This window comes from Microcoleus sp. B4-D4, assembly GCF_036705185.1.
Taxonomy (GTDB): domain Bacteria; phylum Cyanobacteriota; class Cyanobacteriia; order Cyanobacteriales; family Microcoleaceae; genus Microcoleus.
In genome coordinates, this window is record NZ_JAUBTX010000044.1 from 35,563 (window position 1) to 53,439 (window position 17,877).

Consider the following 17,877-nt stretch of genomic DNA (forward strand, 5'->3'; position numbering starts at 1 on the left):
GTTAAGTTTTACTTAAATTTAGTATTATAATTGTCGTAACTTCCAACTAAGTATTTATTCTCACTATCATGATAGCGGATCAATTTCCTTGGCTGACCGCAATTGTCATCCTACCCCTCATCGCTGCCGCTGCCATCCCTTTTTTACCGGATACAGACGGCAAAACAGTCCGCTGGTATGCTCTGAGCGTTGGTATTGCAGACTTTGTATTGATGTGCTGGGTGTTTTGGACTCACTACGATCCGAGCATCTCTACTTTCCAAATCGTCGAGAAATATTCCTGGATACCTTCTTTAGGGCTCAACTGGTCTGTTTCGGTTGACGGGCTGTCGGTTCCGCTGGTGTTGTTGGCGGGATTGGTGACGACGCTATCTATTTTTGCTGCATGGGAGGTCGATCGCAAGCCGCGATTGTTCTACTTCCTAATGTTGGTGATGTATTCGGCACAAATCGGAGTATTTGTCGCCCAAGACATCATGCTGCTGTTCATTGTCTGGGAATTAGAACTAATTCCGGTGTACCTGCTAATCTCGATTTGGGGCGGACAAAACCGCCGCTACGCAGCTACCAAATTCTTGATTTACACCGCAGGCGCTTCCATCTTTATTTTGATAGCTGCCTTAGCAATGGGATTTTACGGCGGAGGAAACGTTACCTTCGACATGGTAGAACTCGGCTTGAAGGACTACCCGCTGGGTTTAGAAATCCTGCTTTATGGCGGATTGTTCATTGCCTTCGGCGTAAAACTGGCGATTTTCCCATTTCACACATGGCTGCCTGATGCCCACGGCGAAGCATCTTCTCCCGTGTCGATGATTCTGGCCGGCGTGTTGCTGAAAATGGGCGGCTACGGACTGATCCGCCTGAATTTGGAACTTCTTCCGAAAGCACACATTTACTTTGCACCGATTATGGCGGTGCTGGGTGTTGTTAACATTATCTACGGCGCGCTGAATTCCTTCGGCCAAACGAACATGAAGCGCCGCCTTGCGAATTCGTCGATTTCTCACATGGGATTCGTGTTGTTGGGTATTGCTTCCTTCACGGATTTGGGAATCAACGGGGCGCTGCTGCAAATGATTTCCCACGGTTTGATCGCCTCAGTATTGTTTTTCCTAGCTGGCGTTACCTACGATCGCACCCATACAATGGTGATGGACGAGATGGGCGAGATTGGGAAAGTGATGCCGAAAGTTTTTGCCTTGTTTACCGCAGGCGCAATGGCTTCTTTGGCACTCCCCGGTATGAGCGGTTTTGCTAGCGAATTGTCAGTCTTTGTAGGCGTTGCAACGAGCGATGTTTACGGCTCTTCTTTCCGCGCGGCGATCGTGTTTTTGGCGGCGGTGGGAGTGATTTTGACTCCGATTTATTTGCTCTCGATGCTGCGACAGTTATTTTACAACTGTGGGACACTGGCGGCTTGTGACCTTGAGGATCTAGATTTGCGGAATCAGCGAGAGAATCTGGATGAAGCGGTTTGTTTCGGTAATAGTTGTATTTTGCCTGGTGATGCACAGTTTATTGATGCTAAACCTCGGGAAGTGGCGATCGCATTTTGCTTTTTGATACCGATTGTGGGAATTGGTTTTTATCCCAACATGGCGATGCAAGTTTACGATGCGACGACTGTGGCGGTAAACGCCGAAGTCCGCCAATCTTACAGCCTAATTGTTCAAGAAAATCCTCAGATTTATGCGAAGGGATTTTTGACACCCAAAATTGCACAGACTCCAACAGCCCCTGCTTTGGGCCAAATTACTGGATCTGAATCTGCATCGGCTTTCGGTATTGTCAAATAATTTTATCGAATTCTGTTTTTGTTGAAAATTGGGCGATCGCTTTTTTTGAAAGGGCGATCGTTTTTTTTGTCAAAGAAGTTGTTAGTTATTGGTTATTGGTTGTTAGTTATTGGTTATTGGTTATTGGTTATTGGTTATTTGTTATTAGTTATTTGTTATTAGTTATTTTAGCCGCTCGCGAAGTCGAAGGCTAGTTATTAGTTATTTTAGCCGCTCGCGAACGTCCAACGTCATCACGAAGAAGGCTATAACGGCTTCGCTCAGGGTGAAAAGAAGAAAGAAGAAAGCGTAGGGTGCGTCTTCCTCGAAAATTTATAACAAAAAATCGACAATTTCATAGATCCGCTACGTCAGATTGTCGATCGAGTGCAAGGAATTTTTGATGTATCCGCACCCCACAAATACTCGATTAAACGCACAGTTCGGATCGCGCGTGCGGACACTGACTGACGCACGCGCGAACCATTTTTGTGATGGTAATCTACGGGACATGATACGATCGCTCGGAAAATAGCAGATTGACGGCGCTCAACGCAGATTTCAAGTCTTGAGAGGACATGGATGCAATTCAAGTCTACTGAAATTCCCAAATAATCTGCGCTAGATTCTCCTTCGCATATCCCACCTCAAGCGTCGATTTATCCTCCAAACCGGAGACAACTTTCGTCAGGATATTTAGCGGTTCATCAAAGCCTGTAGTTTTCAGAAACAACACTTGCAGCCGATTTTTAACTAATGCTAAAATTGAGCGACTGCGAGATTCTTCACCTGCTTTTTCTTGAGCAATACTCTGGCTAAAATTGTGAGTTTTTAACAGCCGCATTCTTTCTGTTCCTTGCGTTTTAACTGTTTCCAAAACCTCCACCCGAATCTGCTCAACCAATCTTTCGCTCACGTATTTCACAATTAAAGGCTGAAGCCTAAACACAGTTTCTCCGCCCTCACTGATTTTTTCAATTAGCAAGCGACGGCTGAGAGAATCGAGATTTTTTAGCAAATCGGAAAGCGAGGAATTGACTAACATTTTTTCTCGCAAAGTCGTCAGGGAAATCGGACTTTGTGCAATAGCCAGCCAGCAGACAATCTCTTGTTCTGAATTCGACATTCGATCGAATTGCTGCGCGAGCAAATTGCTGATGTGTTCTTCAATAAATAACGCCGTCGCTTCTAAAAATTTGACAACATTACCATCAAAAAAATCTTTGATTGTGGTTGCCACAATTTTTAATGCTAACAAATTTCCTCCGTAGCGAGCTAACAAAATTTCCCACTCTCGATCGCGAGCTGACAAGCCTTTTTCTTGGAAAATTTCTCGCGCTATTTCTGAAGAAATAGCGGGCTTGAAAGACCGCACTTTTTCTCCCGCCAGCAAAGCTAGTTCTGTAGGTTCTTCGGCACTAACTAGCACTAAACAGCTATGATGATTGACTTGACCGAGGCGTATAATTAAATCTCGATAGCCTTCGCAGCCTTCGCGGTAGTGTCCTGCTAGTTCTTCGGGTCGGAGGACTGCTTCAAAATCGTCTACAATTAGCAGACAGCGCTGTTTTCGCAAATGCTCGATTAAACGCGAAATTTTGTCGTTGAGATCGCTCTTTTTCGATGGAGCCACTAACGGCACATCGGGCTTTTTTGGGTTATAAAAAAGTTGAATTAAGCTGTCTAGAAATTCGGATGGTGTTGGTGTCGATCGCAGCGATCGCCAAATCACAAAATCAAACTCATGCTGTATCTGTTTCGCCAACTGTACCGACAGAGTTGTTTTCCCGCTACCGGCCAAACCCAGCAGCGCTACCAAGCGACAATTATCCGATACGATCGACTGTTTTAGCGCAGTTAATTCTTCACTGCGTCCGTAAAAAACCGCAACATCCGGCGCTTGGCCCCAATCTTCTTGTCTGCGCCCGTTAGCGGAGCGCTCGGAGAGGATCGGCATTTTGAAAAAAGATCCTTTACCTCCGGGACTAAAATCGCTTGCTCCCTGCTCTGCGTGGTATGAAAACAGCAACTGATGTCTCAATTCTGACAATTTTCCCGGGCCGTTCCCCCCAATCTGAAACTTTTTGTAAACTTCGCCTAGTCTTTTGCGAACGGCGATGTCGCTAATGCCGAGCTTTTTGGCGATCGTAGCGGTAGATTGACCGTCAAGAGCCATAAACACGGTTTTTAACTCGGCATCTGTCACACCGAGCTGTTTGGCGATATTTTGCACAAAGTTTTGAGGAATCGGAGTAGTCAAGGTAGGAATCTCGCCTCTACTAAAAATCTATCTTCTATTATATTCTGTGAGTTCTCGCGGGCGAACAATTGCATCGGTTAAAGTTCAGTTTGCTTTTGTGTTTTTCGGGAAACTTGAGATATTTCTGCCCAAATTCTAGGTTTTGATACCAGTTTTAAAAACAATACAACTGTAGGCAACCTCCCAACCCTGATGCAATCAGTAATATTATGTCCGATAGAACAACAGCTATAAAACAGGTTGGTAGTGAGGAATTCAGCTTTTAAATTGGATGAGGACTTCAGTCCTCACTACCAACCCGAACCTTATTTTTTTACCGGACATAATATCATCTTTAGCAGCCCTCTATCAATCAAACGCGCTCGCACTATCGCGGTATTCCTCAGCAGAAACCACCCGCCAACTTTCATCGCCCAAAAGTTCCAAAACCTGCTGGTGATATTTCAACAAACTCAAGCGGTGGCCGACACTCACAAACGTAGTTTTAGTTGCTTGCAACTGCTCGTATAAATGTTGCTCGTTCTTCAAATCCAAAGCACTTGTCGCCTCATCCAAAATAGCGTAGCGCGGTTCTGTCAGCAACAATCGGGCAAAAGCTAAACGCTGCTGTTCTCCCAGCGACAAAATCTCCGTCCAATCTAAATCCGCCTCAAAACCGCCCAATCTGTCCGGTAAATCTGCTAAGTTTACTGATGCCAAAACGCGGCGAAATTTTTCCTCATCAACCTCGCTGCTGGTGTTGGGATACAGAAGTTGCGATCGCAAACTCCCCAAAATCATATAAGGACGCTGCGGCAAAAACAACATTTCCCCAAGTTCCGGCCGCACCAAACGGCCCGTTCCCGAGTCCCACAAACCCGCAATAGCCCGCACCAAAGAACTCTTTCCTGCGCCGCTTTGACCGACAATTAACAGTCCTTCTCCCGGCGACACCGCTACCGACAAATCCCTAATCAAAGTTTTTTGATGTTTGGGAGTATCTAAAGTAACGTGTTCCAGCGTCAACTGAGAATCAACTACTAAATCTATAGTTGTTTCTCCGGCACGAGATACCGCTTTTTCTGCTTCCAAAGTATCTGTAAATACAGTCAAACGATTGATACTAGCTGCAAAAGAACTCAGCGGTTCAATCTGAGTTACAACCACCGAAAAAGCGCCTAAAACCTGACTGAAAGCAAAACCTGCTTGCGTGATATCTCCAAACTGGATTGTATCGGTTTTGTCAGCAAAGTAAGCAGGAGCTAAAAACAAAGCCGGAATAATCACAACAGCATATCCGTATCCTGTTGTGAAATAATCCAGATTTCGCTGCCAGCCAATTAGTAAATTAAAATTGCGGAATACTTCCACGAACCGCTGTTTTATTTGTGTCGATTCCTGTTCTTCTCCCCGGTAAAAAGCAATAGATTCAGCATTGTCGCGAATGTGAACCAGTCCGTAGCGGAAGTTAGCTTCTTTTTTAAGTTGGTTAAAATTAAGAGGTACTAATTTTTGCCCAAAAATCAGAGTGGCGACCGTCCCCAAGATAGCATAAACTATCAGGAATATCGAAAGTTGTTTGGAGATAGACCACAGGATACCTGTGAAAGATATAATGTCAACTATTGAACCCAAGATTATCAGCAAAAATGACAAACTTGTCCTGGTAAATGATTTGACATCTTCGGAAATTCGCTGGTCTGGATTGTCGATTTCTTTGTGAGAATTTATTTCGTAATAAGCCCGATTGTGAAAATATTTATCGAGGAACTTATTTGTCATCCACTCTCGCCAGTAGAGACTTAATTTATCTTGGATGTAGCGGTAAATTACGACAATAGGAGTGCCGAGTGCAAAAACGCCTGCATAGACAAACAGATACTTCCAGTAATTGAGCTCGTCTTTTTTAGCTAGTGCTGTGTTAAAAAAGTTACCGACATAACTAATGATGACATTCAGGCCGCTAACTGACAGGGACAAAAATAGCAGCAAAGTCAATAAAGCCCAGGGCTGCCAGTGCGCTGTCAATCTGTTTTTGAAGCAGATAAAAGCAATGAAAGGAATAATTAGCATGAAAGCTACGATCGCAATTGCCGGCGAATTAATAATTCCTTGCAACAAAGTAACTAAGCCCGCCGCAATACTATTGACAAAATCTGGAAAAAGAGCAGCACCTCCGAGACATAAAGCGCTCACAGCCACAAACATCGCAGCAAAGAGAAATATCAACAGCAGTGCGACTAATCCTAAAAATCTTCTGCCGCCCCCAGGCTCTAAAGGATAAAAGTAAGGCTGAGCGATCGCCATAAATCGCTCCCACAACTGACGGTCAAATCGATTCATCTTTGCTTGTTACAAAACTACTTCGGCTGTTATAACATATCAAGTTTTATTACCGATGGCTGCAGTAATTTATTTGGGAGCCGATCGCAGAAATTAATCTTACCTACAGACGGATACTGGCTTGCAGGCTTAAATACTTGATATAAAAAAATTGGATTTCATAGGATTTTCATTTTTTGTTTTGCGTTTTTTGATTGAGAATGACTTATAAAATAGCGGTTTAGCAGCTATCCTAGAGTTGCATTGGTTTTTTGAACTGCGATTAGTTCAAGCTGGCAGATTCACGGAGCTACAAGTCAATTCTCAATGGGCATCTCTAGAATCTCAAATCGATGGAATCAGAAGAAGTCGCGGTTTGGTCGATCGACTCCGACTCGGATTGAGTGCTGTAAAATCGCTGGCTAATCCCCAAAATCACTTGCTTCATCACCCAATATAAAACAGCAATTACTACAAAAGTTGCAGCCATTACTACAAACGGACGCTTGCCAATCAAATCGTTCATTACGGTGTTAACCAGCGCATCGGGGTTAGTCAGAATGTCCCAACTGTTGAAGCGGATAAATCGCCCCAAATAAATGCCGATCGCCGAAAGTGCGTGAATAATCATCTCGGTGGCGAGGATAAATCTACCCCAACCCTGTTGCTTGAGATAGTAACCCAAATTCATCACCGACAGCACGTAAGCTCCAAACCCGGCGAGCATAAACGCCAGATACTGCGGAATTAAAGCCAGAGTCACAGTCCACACCGAGCGATCCTCTTTAATCTGCTCAATCAGGTGAATGATATCAGTTAAAACGTAGGGTGCGTTGGGCAAAAATGCGATAAACCAGAAAAAACCGCCCCACCAGCGGAGAGAGCGAACTCCGCGCTGTCGCAATACCCAGATGTCTATAGCCATCAGCACGATCGTAATGGCGATCGCCCCCAAAACGTAAGTTTTGCCCACATCTTGCACAATGTGCCTCAGATAGGCTAAAACATGGCGCGTGCTCGGCACAAATGTAGCGCCCAGAAGAACCCACGTACCCCAAAGCAGCCAGCGCGATCGGGGTTTGCGGAACAGCCAAAAACTCAGCGCCAGCGGTAGTAAACCTAAAAACAAATTCCAAGACATCCAGCGGACATTGTGTCCCATTGCTTCGAGCGCTTCCAGGATTAATCCCATCATGTCAGTTTTTATCCATTTAAAGGTTGATGCAGCACCGCTTCTCTAGCAGCTTGGATCTATCTTAGTCGCTGTAGCAGAGGGAAGAGGGAAGAAGTCATTAGTCCAACGTCATGTTTTGCTGTCCCCCCGAGCTTTCCGTCCAACGTCATCAGGAAGAAGGAAGAGGGGGAGCATTCGTGCACGAGTCGCTAATTCTTAGGGTGCGTCAGCTCGCGGCTCATCGCTCACAGCCTGAAAATTCAGCTATGATCTGACGCACCCTACCAATCTAAAATCTAAAATCTAAAATCTAAAATCTAAAATCGACTAGGTTTTGGCGATCGGAATTTGTATCTTAAAAGTCGTTCCCCGTCCCATTTGGGAAATACACTCAATCTTACCCTTGTGCTTTTCTACCACAATCGAGTGCGCGATCGACATCCCCAGCCCCGTACCTTTCCCAACAGCCTTGGTCGTAAAAAACGGGTTACAAATGCGATCGACTATCTCCTCGGGAATGCCCGTACCGTTATCCGAAATTTCCACCATCACAGTGTTTTGAGGCGTTACACCAGTCCAAATAGCAATCCGGCCGGGATTTTTCTCTGCTTCAGAAACCGACAACTTGTGACAGCGTTCCTCAATCGCATCAATGCCATTAACAATAATATTCATAAACACTTGATTCAGTTGGCTAGCATAGCACTCCACCAGTGGCAGTTTGTCGAACTCCTTAATTACTTCAATGGCCGGACGGCTGTCGTGACTTTTCAAGCGGTGCTGCAAAATCAACAAAGTGCTATCAATTCCTGCATGAATATCCACAGGCTTCATTGCCGATTCGTCCAGCCGCGAGAAATTCCTGAGCGACAAAACAATTTGCCGGATGCGCTCGGTTCCTACCTGCATCGAACCCACAATTTTTGTTAAATCCTCAGCCATGAAACCTAAATCAATCTCTTGAATGCGATCGACAATTTTTGAATTAGGTTCTGGATACTCCTGTTCGTAAAGATTCACCAGATCGAGCAACTGTGTTGTATACAGGTTTAGATAATCAATGTTAGCGTAAATAAAATTAACGGGATTATTAATTTCGTGAGCGATGCCGGCAACTAATTGCCCCAAAGAAGACATTTTTTCAGTTTGAATGAGCTGAGTTTGAGTAGATTGCAATTCTAGCAGCGCTGACTCTAACTCTCCAGCTCTTTCTCTTTCTCGCGCCTCGCTTTGTCGCAGTGCTTCCTCTGCTTGTTTGCGAGTCGTAATATCCAGGCAAAATCCAATTATTACCTTACCCTGACCATCAGCATTCCTGCTAAAAATAGTATCCCGACTGTGCAGCCACAAAAATTGACCGTCTGTTGCCCGCATCCGGTACTCAATTTCCCTAATTTCGCCATCTTCAACTTCTACAAGGCTCGCGTGATATTTAACGATTGTCAACAAATCTTCGGGGTGTATTAACTGAGGCATCATTGACGACTCCATCGCTGTAATTTCGTCGTTGGTATAGCCCAAAAGCGTGAATAGTGAATTATTAGTGTAGATATTTCGCTGTTCTTCCAAGTCGTAGAGATACAAAATACCGGGAGTAGCATTGGCTACTTTTTGAATGAACTGCTGGCTTTCTTGCAAAGCTAACTCAGCTTGCTTGCGATCCGTCACATCAATAGTGATGCCGTCCCAAAGAATATCGCCGTTTTCTTTAGCTTCAGGACGCGAATTTGTCTGAAACCAGCGAACCTTACCCGAAGGCAGCACCAGCCGTCCTTCCCACTGCCAAGGTTGCAAAGTTTGCGCTGAAATACCAATAGATTCGTAATAATTTTGGCTGTCTTCAGGATGAACCAAATCTGTTAGTAAAGCCGAATTTTGCACAACAGCTTCGGCTTCTAACTCAAACATTTCTCGGGAAGCAAGACTCATGTAAGGGAAACTGACAGAGCCATCTGGACGCAGCAAACATTGATAAATCATTCCCGGCAAATTAGCTGACAGCTTTTGGAATTTTGCTTCGCTCAAACGCAGTGCTTCCTCTGCTTGTTTGGGCTCGGTAATGTCAGTAATTGAACCAACAATGCGGACTGCTTTTCCAGATTCGTCCCACAAAGCTTGTCCCCGACAGAGTATCCATTTGTAGGCGCTGTTATAGCACCACCAGCGGTATTCGACGATGTAATGTGGCGTTTTCCTATCTAAATGGTCTTGGAAAGCTTGCATTACTAAGGCTAAATCGTCGGGATGCGTGTCCCTGTTCCATTCGTCAAAGTAATCGAGATTTGGTCTGTGTTGGTATCCGGTGATTTCCTTAAAGCGATTGGACAGGAATATTTCTCCTGTTTGCAAGTTCCAATCCCAAATGCCGTCATTGTTGCCTTTGAGCGCTAACTGCCAGCGTTCTTCACTTTGCATCAATTGAGCTGTTCTTTGTTTGACTATATTTTCTAGTTCTTGATTGAGCTGTTTGAGACTTTCTTCTGCTTGTTTGCGCTCGATCGCAATTCCTGCTAAATGCCTGACAGTTTCGATCGATTGCAGATCGAAATTTTGGGGAACGCGCGGTTGGGCGCAATACATGGCGAAAGTGCCTAAAACTTGACCTGTAGACGAAAAAATCGGACTAGACCAACAAGCTTTCAGTCCAAAAGTCAAGGCTAAATCTCGATAATTGTCCCACAAAGGATCGGTAGCAATATCTGTAACGATCACTTGTTCGCGGCGGTAGACAGCAGTGCCGCAGGAACCGACATTCGGGCCGATGGCTGCACCATGAACAGCAGCGTTGTAACTTTCCGGCAAACTCGGCGCGGCTCCGTGCAGAAAATGTTGACCGTCTTCATCTAACAGTAAAACCGAACCCATGACATCTCTCGATTGCTGTTCGAGAATTTCAATTAAAGTATTTAAAGTATCGCTCAAAGAAGCGCCCTGAGTAATCATTTCTAAAATTTGTTTTTGACCGTTCAACCAATTTTCCGACTGCTTGCGCTGCGTAATGTCACGGGCTACTAAGAGCACCGTATTTTCTGTCATGGGCGAAATATTAGCGAAAAACCACCTTTGTTCGCTGCCAATTTGCAGGTTATATTCTAAACTACTGACTTGATTAGTAGCGAGGGCGAGGCGAATTGACTCCAGAAACATTTCTGCTATTTCTGGCTCAAATATATCGCGGGTTTTTTGTCCGACAAGTTCGGCCCGTGGCTTATACAAAAGTTGGGGATTGGTGGGGGCAATTTTCAGGAAGCGTCCTTCAACATCGAGTACAAAAATTACGTCGTTCATGGCAGCAAACAAAGCTAGCAATTCTGATTCAGAAGCTTGCAGGGCGATTTCAGCTTTTTTGCGATCGCTAATATCCGTCCCGATACCAAGCAGTCCTGCCAAATTTCCCTTCGCATCTAGTAAAGGTTTATTTGTCCACGCTATCCACACCCTTTCTCCATTGCGGCGGATGTTTTCATTTTCGTTGTGGAAGTATTTTTCTGGCTGTGCTAAACAGTCTCGAATCATTGCCACGAGGTCACTTTCGGAGAAAGCAGTTTTCGGTATAATTGTGCCGATCGCACTTTTGCCGATGATTTCTGCTTCTGAATACCCGAAAAAAGTTTCAGCAAACTCGTTAAAAAAAGTAATCTTGCCTTCACTGTCTAACTGCACAATCATGCTGTTAGCATTCTCAACGAGTTGCCGGTACTTAGCTTCGCTGGAACGCAGTTTCGCACGGCCGTACACCCAGCTAAAAACCACCACCCCGCTCACAAGTGCCAGCAAGTCGCCTCCAAAGAGCAGCCACCCCCGAAACGGCGAATTTGCAGGCCATCCTCCCACCGGAATTGCTGCCAACTGCCAGGAACCGTTGGGCAAAGTGACTTCCTGCAGCACGGGATTGTCCTGAAAAATTGACCCGTCACCGAAAAACACTGCGCCGGATGCTCCCCTCCCGTCTTGGCCCCGCAGAGCGTATTGCAGCTTCGCTGAGGAATCGTTGAGTCCTGCTTCCTCAATTAGGGAATTTTTGTCCACGATCAGGCCTGTCAAGCCCCAGTAAACTCCTGTTTCGGGTTCGGCGCCGGAGGGTGTGAGAAAAATCGGCGATCGGCTGACGAAGGCCAGGCCTCCCTCCAATAATTTCACGGGCCCGGCAACCAAAGTTTTTCTGGTTTCGATCGCATTTTGAACCATTTGCCGCTGTTCGGGTAGCGCCGTCAAGTCAACCCCGATCGCCTTTTGATTTCCCTCCCGCGGATAAATGTAAGCGACCGTCGTGCCTTTAACTAAACTTATGCTGCGAATACCGGTTTGCTGTGCCAGCAGAATTCTCGCCGTCGCTGCAAATTCGGCTTCGGTGATATTTGGGTTGTTGGAAATGTCAGCCACCAAACCCCGCATCAAAAACAGCCGGGAATTCAATGAGCTTTCGAGCTTAGAACGGATTGTGCTGAGGCGATCGAGCGTGCTAGCGCGCTTGTACTGCAAAAATCGCTGTTGTTCCGATCGATCTAAAATGCCAACTCCGACCAAAATTGCTACTGATGTGGCAATTGCTGCTAAATAAGGTGAAATTTGAAATTTTTTAATCTTAAAGTATTGCATTTGCCGGCACTTAAGCTATATTTCTAAGTCTTTAGATAGATTTATTTTAATTCTATTTTTCTAGGCACACGCGAAATTTCCGGCATACCGGGCTTGGGGCAAGCCTGCGCGAGTTTGTTTTGTGTGATGGGGCGATCGCGGGCGATCGCGCACTCCTGAGTACGATCGGGGCCGGACACCCATCCGAAAGACGGGATTTATTGGTTAAAATAAGGTTAGCAATAATTTTTTTGAGCGCTGGGCGTAATATCGTTTCCGGTTGTATCGGTATTGTTCAAACAGTCAACAGTCATTCCGGTTACACCAATTTAATGGGTCGTTGCACATATCTCGATCCCCCTAAATCCCCCTTAAGAAGGGGAGTAGGGGTTGACTTTGATCGGACTCTTGTCCCCCCCTTATTAAGGGGGAGTAGGGGGCAAGCTAAGGGGGGATCGGATTCTATGCAGCCTCACAAAAAATTGGTATTACACCGGAATTGATCTAAATCATTCATAGGGACAATTTAATGCAGGAACAGTTGATGGAAGCGATCGCACCTTATCGCGATCGAGTAGATTATCTAGAAGTTCGCCTCGAACAAAGCGAGTCAACTGCGATTAGTTTTCGCGGCCCTGGGTTAGATGCAGTCAACCGCAGTTTCAGTCTCGCCGGCGGCATCCGCGCCTGTCACAAAGGCGGCTGGAGTTTTGTAACTTTTAACGGTTTAGCTGAGTTAAAAGCTCGGATTGAAGAAGCTGTCGTTCAGTCTCGTTTGGTTGGGAGCGAAAAAACTCTACTAGCAGATGTCGCTCCGATTCAAGATTATGTAGCGGTGGAATTTGGCCGCGATCCGCGCTCTATTACTTTAGCAGAAAAGCGGAAATTGCTCGAATCTTACAACCAGTTGCTGTTAGATTACGACCCGCGAATTCAGACGACAATGGCCGGTTACAGCGACAGATTCGGGATTACTTATTTTGTGAATTCTCAAGGCACTTGCATCGCTCAAGAGCGCTTGGACGTGACGGGGCGTTTCGGGGCGATCGCCCGGGGCGAGGGCGGTGTCGTCCGCCAAGGGTTTGAGTCGATTCACTCGCGATCGGACTACGGTGTCTTGACAAATATTGAAGATCGTGTTAAAAGTGCGGCCGTTCGAGCTGTCGGCCAACTAGAAGCAAAATCGGTAAAAGGTGGCCAGTATCCGGTGATTTTAGACCCTTATTTGTCGGGGGTGTTTATTCACGAAGCTTTTGGGCATTTGTCGGAAGCTGACGGCATTTACGAAAATCCGAAAATGCAGGAATTGTTGACTTTGGGCAAGCCTGTGGCGATCGAACAATTGAATGTAATTGACGACGCAACTTTGCCGGGACTGCCGGGAACTTTGAAATACGACGACGAAGGTGTGCCGGCTCAGTGCAAGCATTTAATTAAAAATGGAGTTTTAGCAGCTCGGATGCACAATCGCGAGACTGCGGGCAAAATGGGCGAAGCTCCGACGGGAAATGCCAGGGCTCTGAGCGCTACTTTTATGCCGTTGGTGCGGATGACTAATACGGCGATCGAATCTGGCGCACATTCTTTTGACGAAATGGTGGGCGACATTGAGGAAGGAGTGTATGCAGTGCGGATGTTGGGAGGACAAACCAACGGCGAAATGTTTACCTTTGCGGCGGCTGAAGGCTTCATGATTCGCGACGGCAAATTGGCCGAACCGGTGAGTGATGTCACTTTAAGCGGCAATGTATTTCAGACTTTAAAGGATATTGAGTCGATAGGAAACGACTCGGTTTATGCCTACGGCGGCTGCGGTAAAGGCGGCCAAAGCGGTTTACCCGTCAGTGTCGGCGGCCCCCACCTGCGAATTAAAAATGTTGTAGTCGGAGGAAGATAGGCAATAGTCATTAGTCATTAGTCATTAGTCATTAGTTCAAAACTTATGCAACTGGCACATGGTGAAGGCGCGATCGCCCCCTCACGCCTCACCTTAACCAGTCCGGGACACTGACACGTTGACCAATGACTCAAAATCTACTATCGAGGGCTTCAGCTAGGTAGTTCGGTGTTTGGGAGACTTCAGAAATTACAGAGAAATTGGGGAAGTGCGATCGCAATTATAGACTTGACCCTGATTTGTTGTTTAATTCCCCTTAAGTTTCCTTCATCTCTGCCCGATTATTCTGCCTAATAGGAATCTCAATCACAAATTCTGCACCCCGCTCTGTTGGCTGTGATAAACACTTCAAATCTCCGCCGTGCTTATCCACCACAATCTGATAGCTAATAGATAATCCCAAACCAGTACCTTGACCCACAGGTTTAGTTGTAAAGAAAGGACTAAATAGATGGGTTCTTACCTCACTTGTTATCCCCATCCCATTGTCTTTCACACTGATTATTACCCAATCCTGATTCAGCATAGCAGTACGAATCGTAATCGTACTAGGCTCGTTTTTAATTTGCTCCGGGCTGCGTTTTTTGTCATAGGAATTCAAGGCATCAATCGCATTGCTCAGCAAATTCATAAATACCTGATTCAACTGACCCACATAACATTCTATTTTAGGCAAATCTCCATATTCTTGAATAATTTGAATAGGTGGACAATCCGGCTTAGGCTTGAGCCGACTCTGCAAAATGACTATACTGCTGTCGATGCCCTCGTGAATATTAACCAGTTTCATCTCAGCTTCGTCAAGGCGGGAGAAGTTCCGCAACGTCAGCACAATCTGACGGATACGTTCAGCCCCTACTTTCATCGAAGATAGCATTTTAGGTAAATCTTCTCTGATAAATTCTAGCTCTATGTTGTCAATTAAAGCTGCGATTTCAGGGTGATTATGGGCATCATTCTGTTCGTAAAGGTTGATTAAATCCAATAGCTTCTGACTATACTCATTGACATAAGTTAAATTGCCATAAATAAAATTAACCGGATTATTAATTTCGTGGGCAACACCAGCAACTAACTGTCCTAAGCTAGACATTTTCTCAGTCTGAATAAGCTGAGATTGGGTGCGCTGTAACTTTTGCATTGCGACTTCTAGTTGGATAGCTTTTTCTCGCTCTCGCACTTCCGATTGCCGCAACTTCTCCTCTCTTTCTTGGCGGGAGCGCTCGTTTTCCTTTAGCTGTTGTACGTGGGACAATGTTTTGTTAATTGTAATTTCTAAATCATTAAAATCTATAGGCTTAGTCAAAAAATCAAAGGCTCCGGCGTTCATCGCCTTTCTAATATTTCCCAAGTCGCCATAAGCCGATATAACTATTGTTTTGACTAGGGAAGCTATCTGATTAAGTTTCCCTAACAAAGCGATGCCATCCATAACTGGCATATTAATGTCAGTCAGCACAATGTCTATATCCGGTTGTTCTTGTAACTTTGCCAGCGCTTCTACGCCATTATACGCAAAAAAAACTTGGTATTCTTCCGCACGGATCTTTTTTCTAAATTTCTGGGAAATTAGAGATTCTAAATCTGGCTCGTCATCCACAAATAATATTTTAGCTGGCATATTGCGATATTTTTCGGTCTGATCCGACATTTTTTCCCCTTGCATTGATTAACTTATTTCAGTAATATTTATATACTTTAAGTTTATTATATATTATTGCAAGAGTCATGAAAAGGCTGATTTCTACAATGGCCAACCTAACGGCTGTAATAGGCTCTGAGTTTGGTAGAGGGCGATTGATTAGCTCAAGTCGAGTTCAGCCTTAGTTTGTGTGATTGGAATTTCAATCCAGAACTCCGCTCCTTCCCCCACCTCTGAAACACACTTCAATGTGCCCCCATGCTTTTCCACTATAATTTGGTAGCTGATATAGAGACCCAAACCAGTACCCTGACCTACAGGCTTAGTAGTAAAAAAAGGTTCATAAATACGGTCTTTCACGTCTGCGGTCATTCCCAGCCCATTGTCCAGAATTTGAATGACGACACGGGAATTTTCCTCTAGCAGAACAGTGCGAATAGTAATGGTGCTCTGGAGAGCCGAGATGTCATCTAGTGACCGTTGTTTATTGTACTCATTCAAAGCATCAATCGCATTAGAAAGAATGTTAATAAACACCTGATTTAGTTCTCCAGCATAGCATTCCACTAAAGGCAGATGGGTGTACTCCTCGATCACTTGAATCTGTGGACGCGCTATCGTTGTTTGAAGTCGATTATCCAAAATCAGCAGGCTACTTTTGATCCCTTCGTGAATATCAACAGACTTTATGTTAGCTTCATCCAGCCTTGAGAAGTTACGCAAAGACAAAACAATCTTGTGAATGCGGTTAACACCACATTTCATCGAAGCCAGAATTTGGAATAAATCTGCTATCATAAATTCTAAATCTATGGCTTTGATTTCAGCTTCAATCTCAGTAGTGGGTGGGTGGTACTGCTGCTGATAGAGATTTAGCAGGTGGGTTAGGTTGTTGATATAATCACTGACGTGGCTGATATTGCCATAGATAAAGCTAGCAGGGTTGTTAATTTCATGAGCAATTCCCGCAACCAGTTGACCCAAAGAAGACATTTTTGCGGTCTGAATTAGTTGAGCTTGGGTCTTTTTTAGCTCTTGCAGACCTTGTTGTAAATCCTGAGCTTGTTCTCTAGCGCGAGCTTCTGATTCCCGCAAGCGCTGGTTTTCTTTTAAGTGTTGCACGTCACGCAGCGTTTTGTTGATGGTAATCTTTAAATCTTCCAAATCTATCGGCTTGGTTAGAAAGTCAAAGGCACCTAAGTTCATGGCATTTCTGATATTTTCCATGTCGCCATAGGCTGATATAACTATTGTTTTCAGGGGTAGGTCTATTTGATTAAGTCTAGATAGTAAAGTCAGGCCATCCATTTCAGGCATATTAAGGTCGGTCAATACTATATCGAGATCCGGGTGTTCTTTCAATTTTTCCAGCGCTTCTACACCATTACGAGCAAAAAAAATCTGCCATCCTTCCGTGCGGATATTTTTTCTAAATACCTGGGAAATTACATATTCTAAAGTTTCTTCGTCATCTACAAACAGTATTTTTGCTGACATATTAGTCTCTCTGTTGCTAGTAGAACCCTGAAGGCAGAAGGAGAGGATGGGAAAGTACAAATTACCAATTATGTTTCATTGTGAATTTACTCCAAATTGATTATTTTATTTTTCAGGCTCTCAAAATTCACAGGCTTAGTAATATAGTCATCAGCCCCATAAGCCATTGCAGTTTGGTGATTGTTCTCATCTCCATAAGCGGTAATCATAAAAACTTTTAGATCGGGAAACTTTTCTTTGATAATTCTGAGCAGTTCTATCCCATTCATCCCTGGCATATTAATATCGGACAAAATCAAAACAATTGACGCTTCTTTATGATTTTCTAAGTAGTCCAATGCGGCCTCTGCTGACAGGGCAAAATAAAATTGAATTTGCCCTGCTTTGATTTCTTTTCTAAATTTTTGAGTAAACAAAGACTGAATATCTTCCTCGTCGTCTACAACCATTACTTTCATTTTATTAACTCCTTAACTTAGGCTATTTTTTTCGGCAATGTGATGATAAACTCTGTGTAATTTCCTACTTCTGTTTCGACTTTTAGTTCTCCGCGATGTTGCTGGACGACAACATCGTGACTGATAGAAAGACCTAAACCAGTACCTTCTGCTGGTGGCTTTGTAGTAAAAAAGGGATTGAAAATTTTATCGAGTACCTCTGGCTTGATACCTGCGCCATTATCGCGAATGCGGATTTCAATCCGACCGTCCAGATTTCGAGTTTTCACGTCAAGTACAGGTGAAAATCCTG

10 protein-coding genes are annotated in these 17,877 nt (G+C 44.6%); 2 read left to right on the forward strand and 8 right to left on the reverse strand.

The features are described 5' to 3' along the window. Positions 1-68 precede the first annotated feature (68 nt). Positions 69-1,799, forward strand: coding sequence for an NAD(P)H-quinone oxidoreductase subunit 4 (locus QUB13_RS24370; protein ID WP_333114381.1), 1,731 nt, complete (start codon positions 69-71; stop codon positions 1,797-1,799). 574 nt (positions 1,800-2,373) lie between these two features. On the opposite strand, the gene QUB13_RS24375 is transcribed toward QUB13_RS24370, so the two are convergent. From QUB13_RS24375 to QUB13_RS24390, 4 genes are all read right to left on the reverse strand, one after another. After that, positions 2,374-4,038 (reverse strand): helix-turn-helix transcriptional regulator, encoded by a 1,665-nt coding sequence (locus QUB13_RS24375; RefSeq protein ID WP_333385942.1) that lies wholly within the window; start codon positions 4,036-4,038, stop codon positions 2,374-2,376. 348 nt (positions 4,039-4,386) lie between these two features. Further along, a complete protein-coding gene (locus QUB13_RS24380) occupies positions 4,387-6,360 on the reverse strand; it encodes an ABC transporter ATP-binding protein/permease (RefSeq protein WP_333385945.1) in 1,974 nt (657 codons plus the stop codon). Between the two features lie 316 nt (positions 6,361-6,676). Further along, entirely contained in the window at positions 6,677-7,534 is an 858-nt protein-coding gene (locus QUB13_RS24385) for a DUF1361 domain-containing protein (RefSeq protein WP_333385948.1), read from the reverse strand. A 306-nt stretch (positions 7,535-7,840) separates the two neighbouring features. Then, positions 7,841-12,112: a PAS domain S-box protein gene (locus tag QUB13_RS24390; RefSeq protein ID WP_333385951.1), complete on the reverse strand. Its 4,272-nt coding sequence runs from the start codon at positions 12,110-12,112 to the stop codon at positions 7,841-7,843. A 508-nt stretch (positions 12,113-12,620) separates the two neighbouring features. Between QUB13_RS24390 and QUB13_RS24395 the strand changes: the two genes are divergently transcribed. Continuing rightward, the gene (locus tag QUB13_RS24395; protein ID WP_333385954.1) at positions 12,621-13,988 is read left to right on the forward strand and encodes a TldD/PmbA family protein; all 1,368 of its coding nucleotides are present in this window, start codon (positions 12,621-12,623) and stop codon (positions 13,986-13,988) included. Positions 13,989-14,244: 256 nt separating this feature from the next. Here QUB13_RS24395 and QUB13_RS24400 read toward each other — a convergent pair whose 3' ends face one another. From QUB13_RS24400 to QUB13_RS24415, 4 genes are all read right to left on the reverse strand, one after another. Beyond that, the gene (locus tag QUB13_RS24400; RefSeq protein ID WP_333385966.1) at positions 14,245-15,609 is read right to left on the reverse strand and encodes a hybrid sensor histidine kinase/response regulator; all 1,365 of its coding nucleotides are present in this window, start codon (positions 15,607-15,609) and stop codon (positions 14,245-14,247) included. A gap of 180 nt (positions 15,610-15,789) precedes the next feature. Then, positions 15,790-17,127: a hybrid sensor histidine kinase/response regulator gene (locus QUB13_RS24405; protein ID WP_333385957.1), complete on the reverse strand. Its 1,338-nt coding sequence runs from the start codon at positions 17,125-17,127 to the stop codon at positions 15,790-15,792. Between the two features lie 86 nt (positions 17,128-17,213). Further along, positions 17,214-17,585, reverse strand: coding sequence for a response regulator (locus QUB13_RS24410; protein ID WP_333385960.1), 372 nt, complete (start codon positions 17,583-17,585; stop codon positions 17,214-17,216). A 17-nt stretch (positions 17,586-17,602) separates the two neighbouring features. Then, positions 17,603-17,877, reverse strand: a 275-nt coding sequence (locus tag QUB13_RS24415; RefSeq protein WP_333385963.1) for a sensor histidine kinase, incomplete at its 5' end; no start/stop codon positions are given.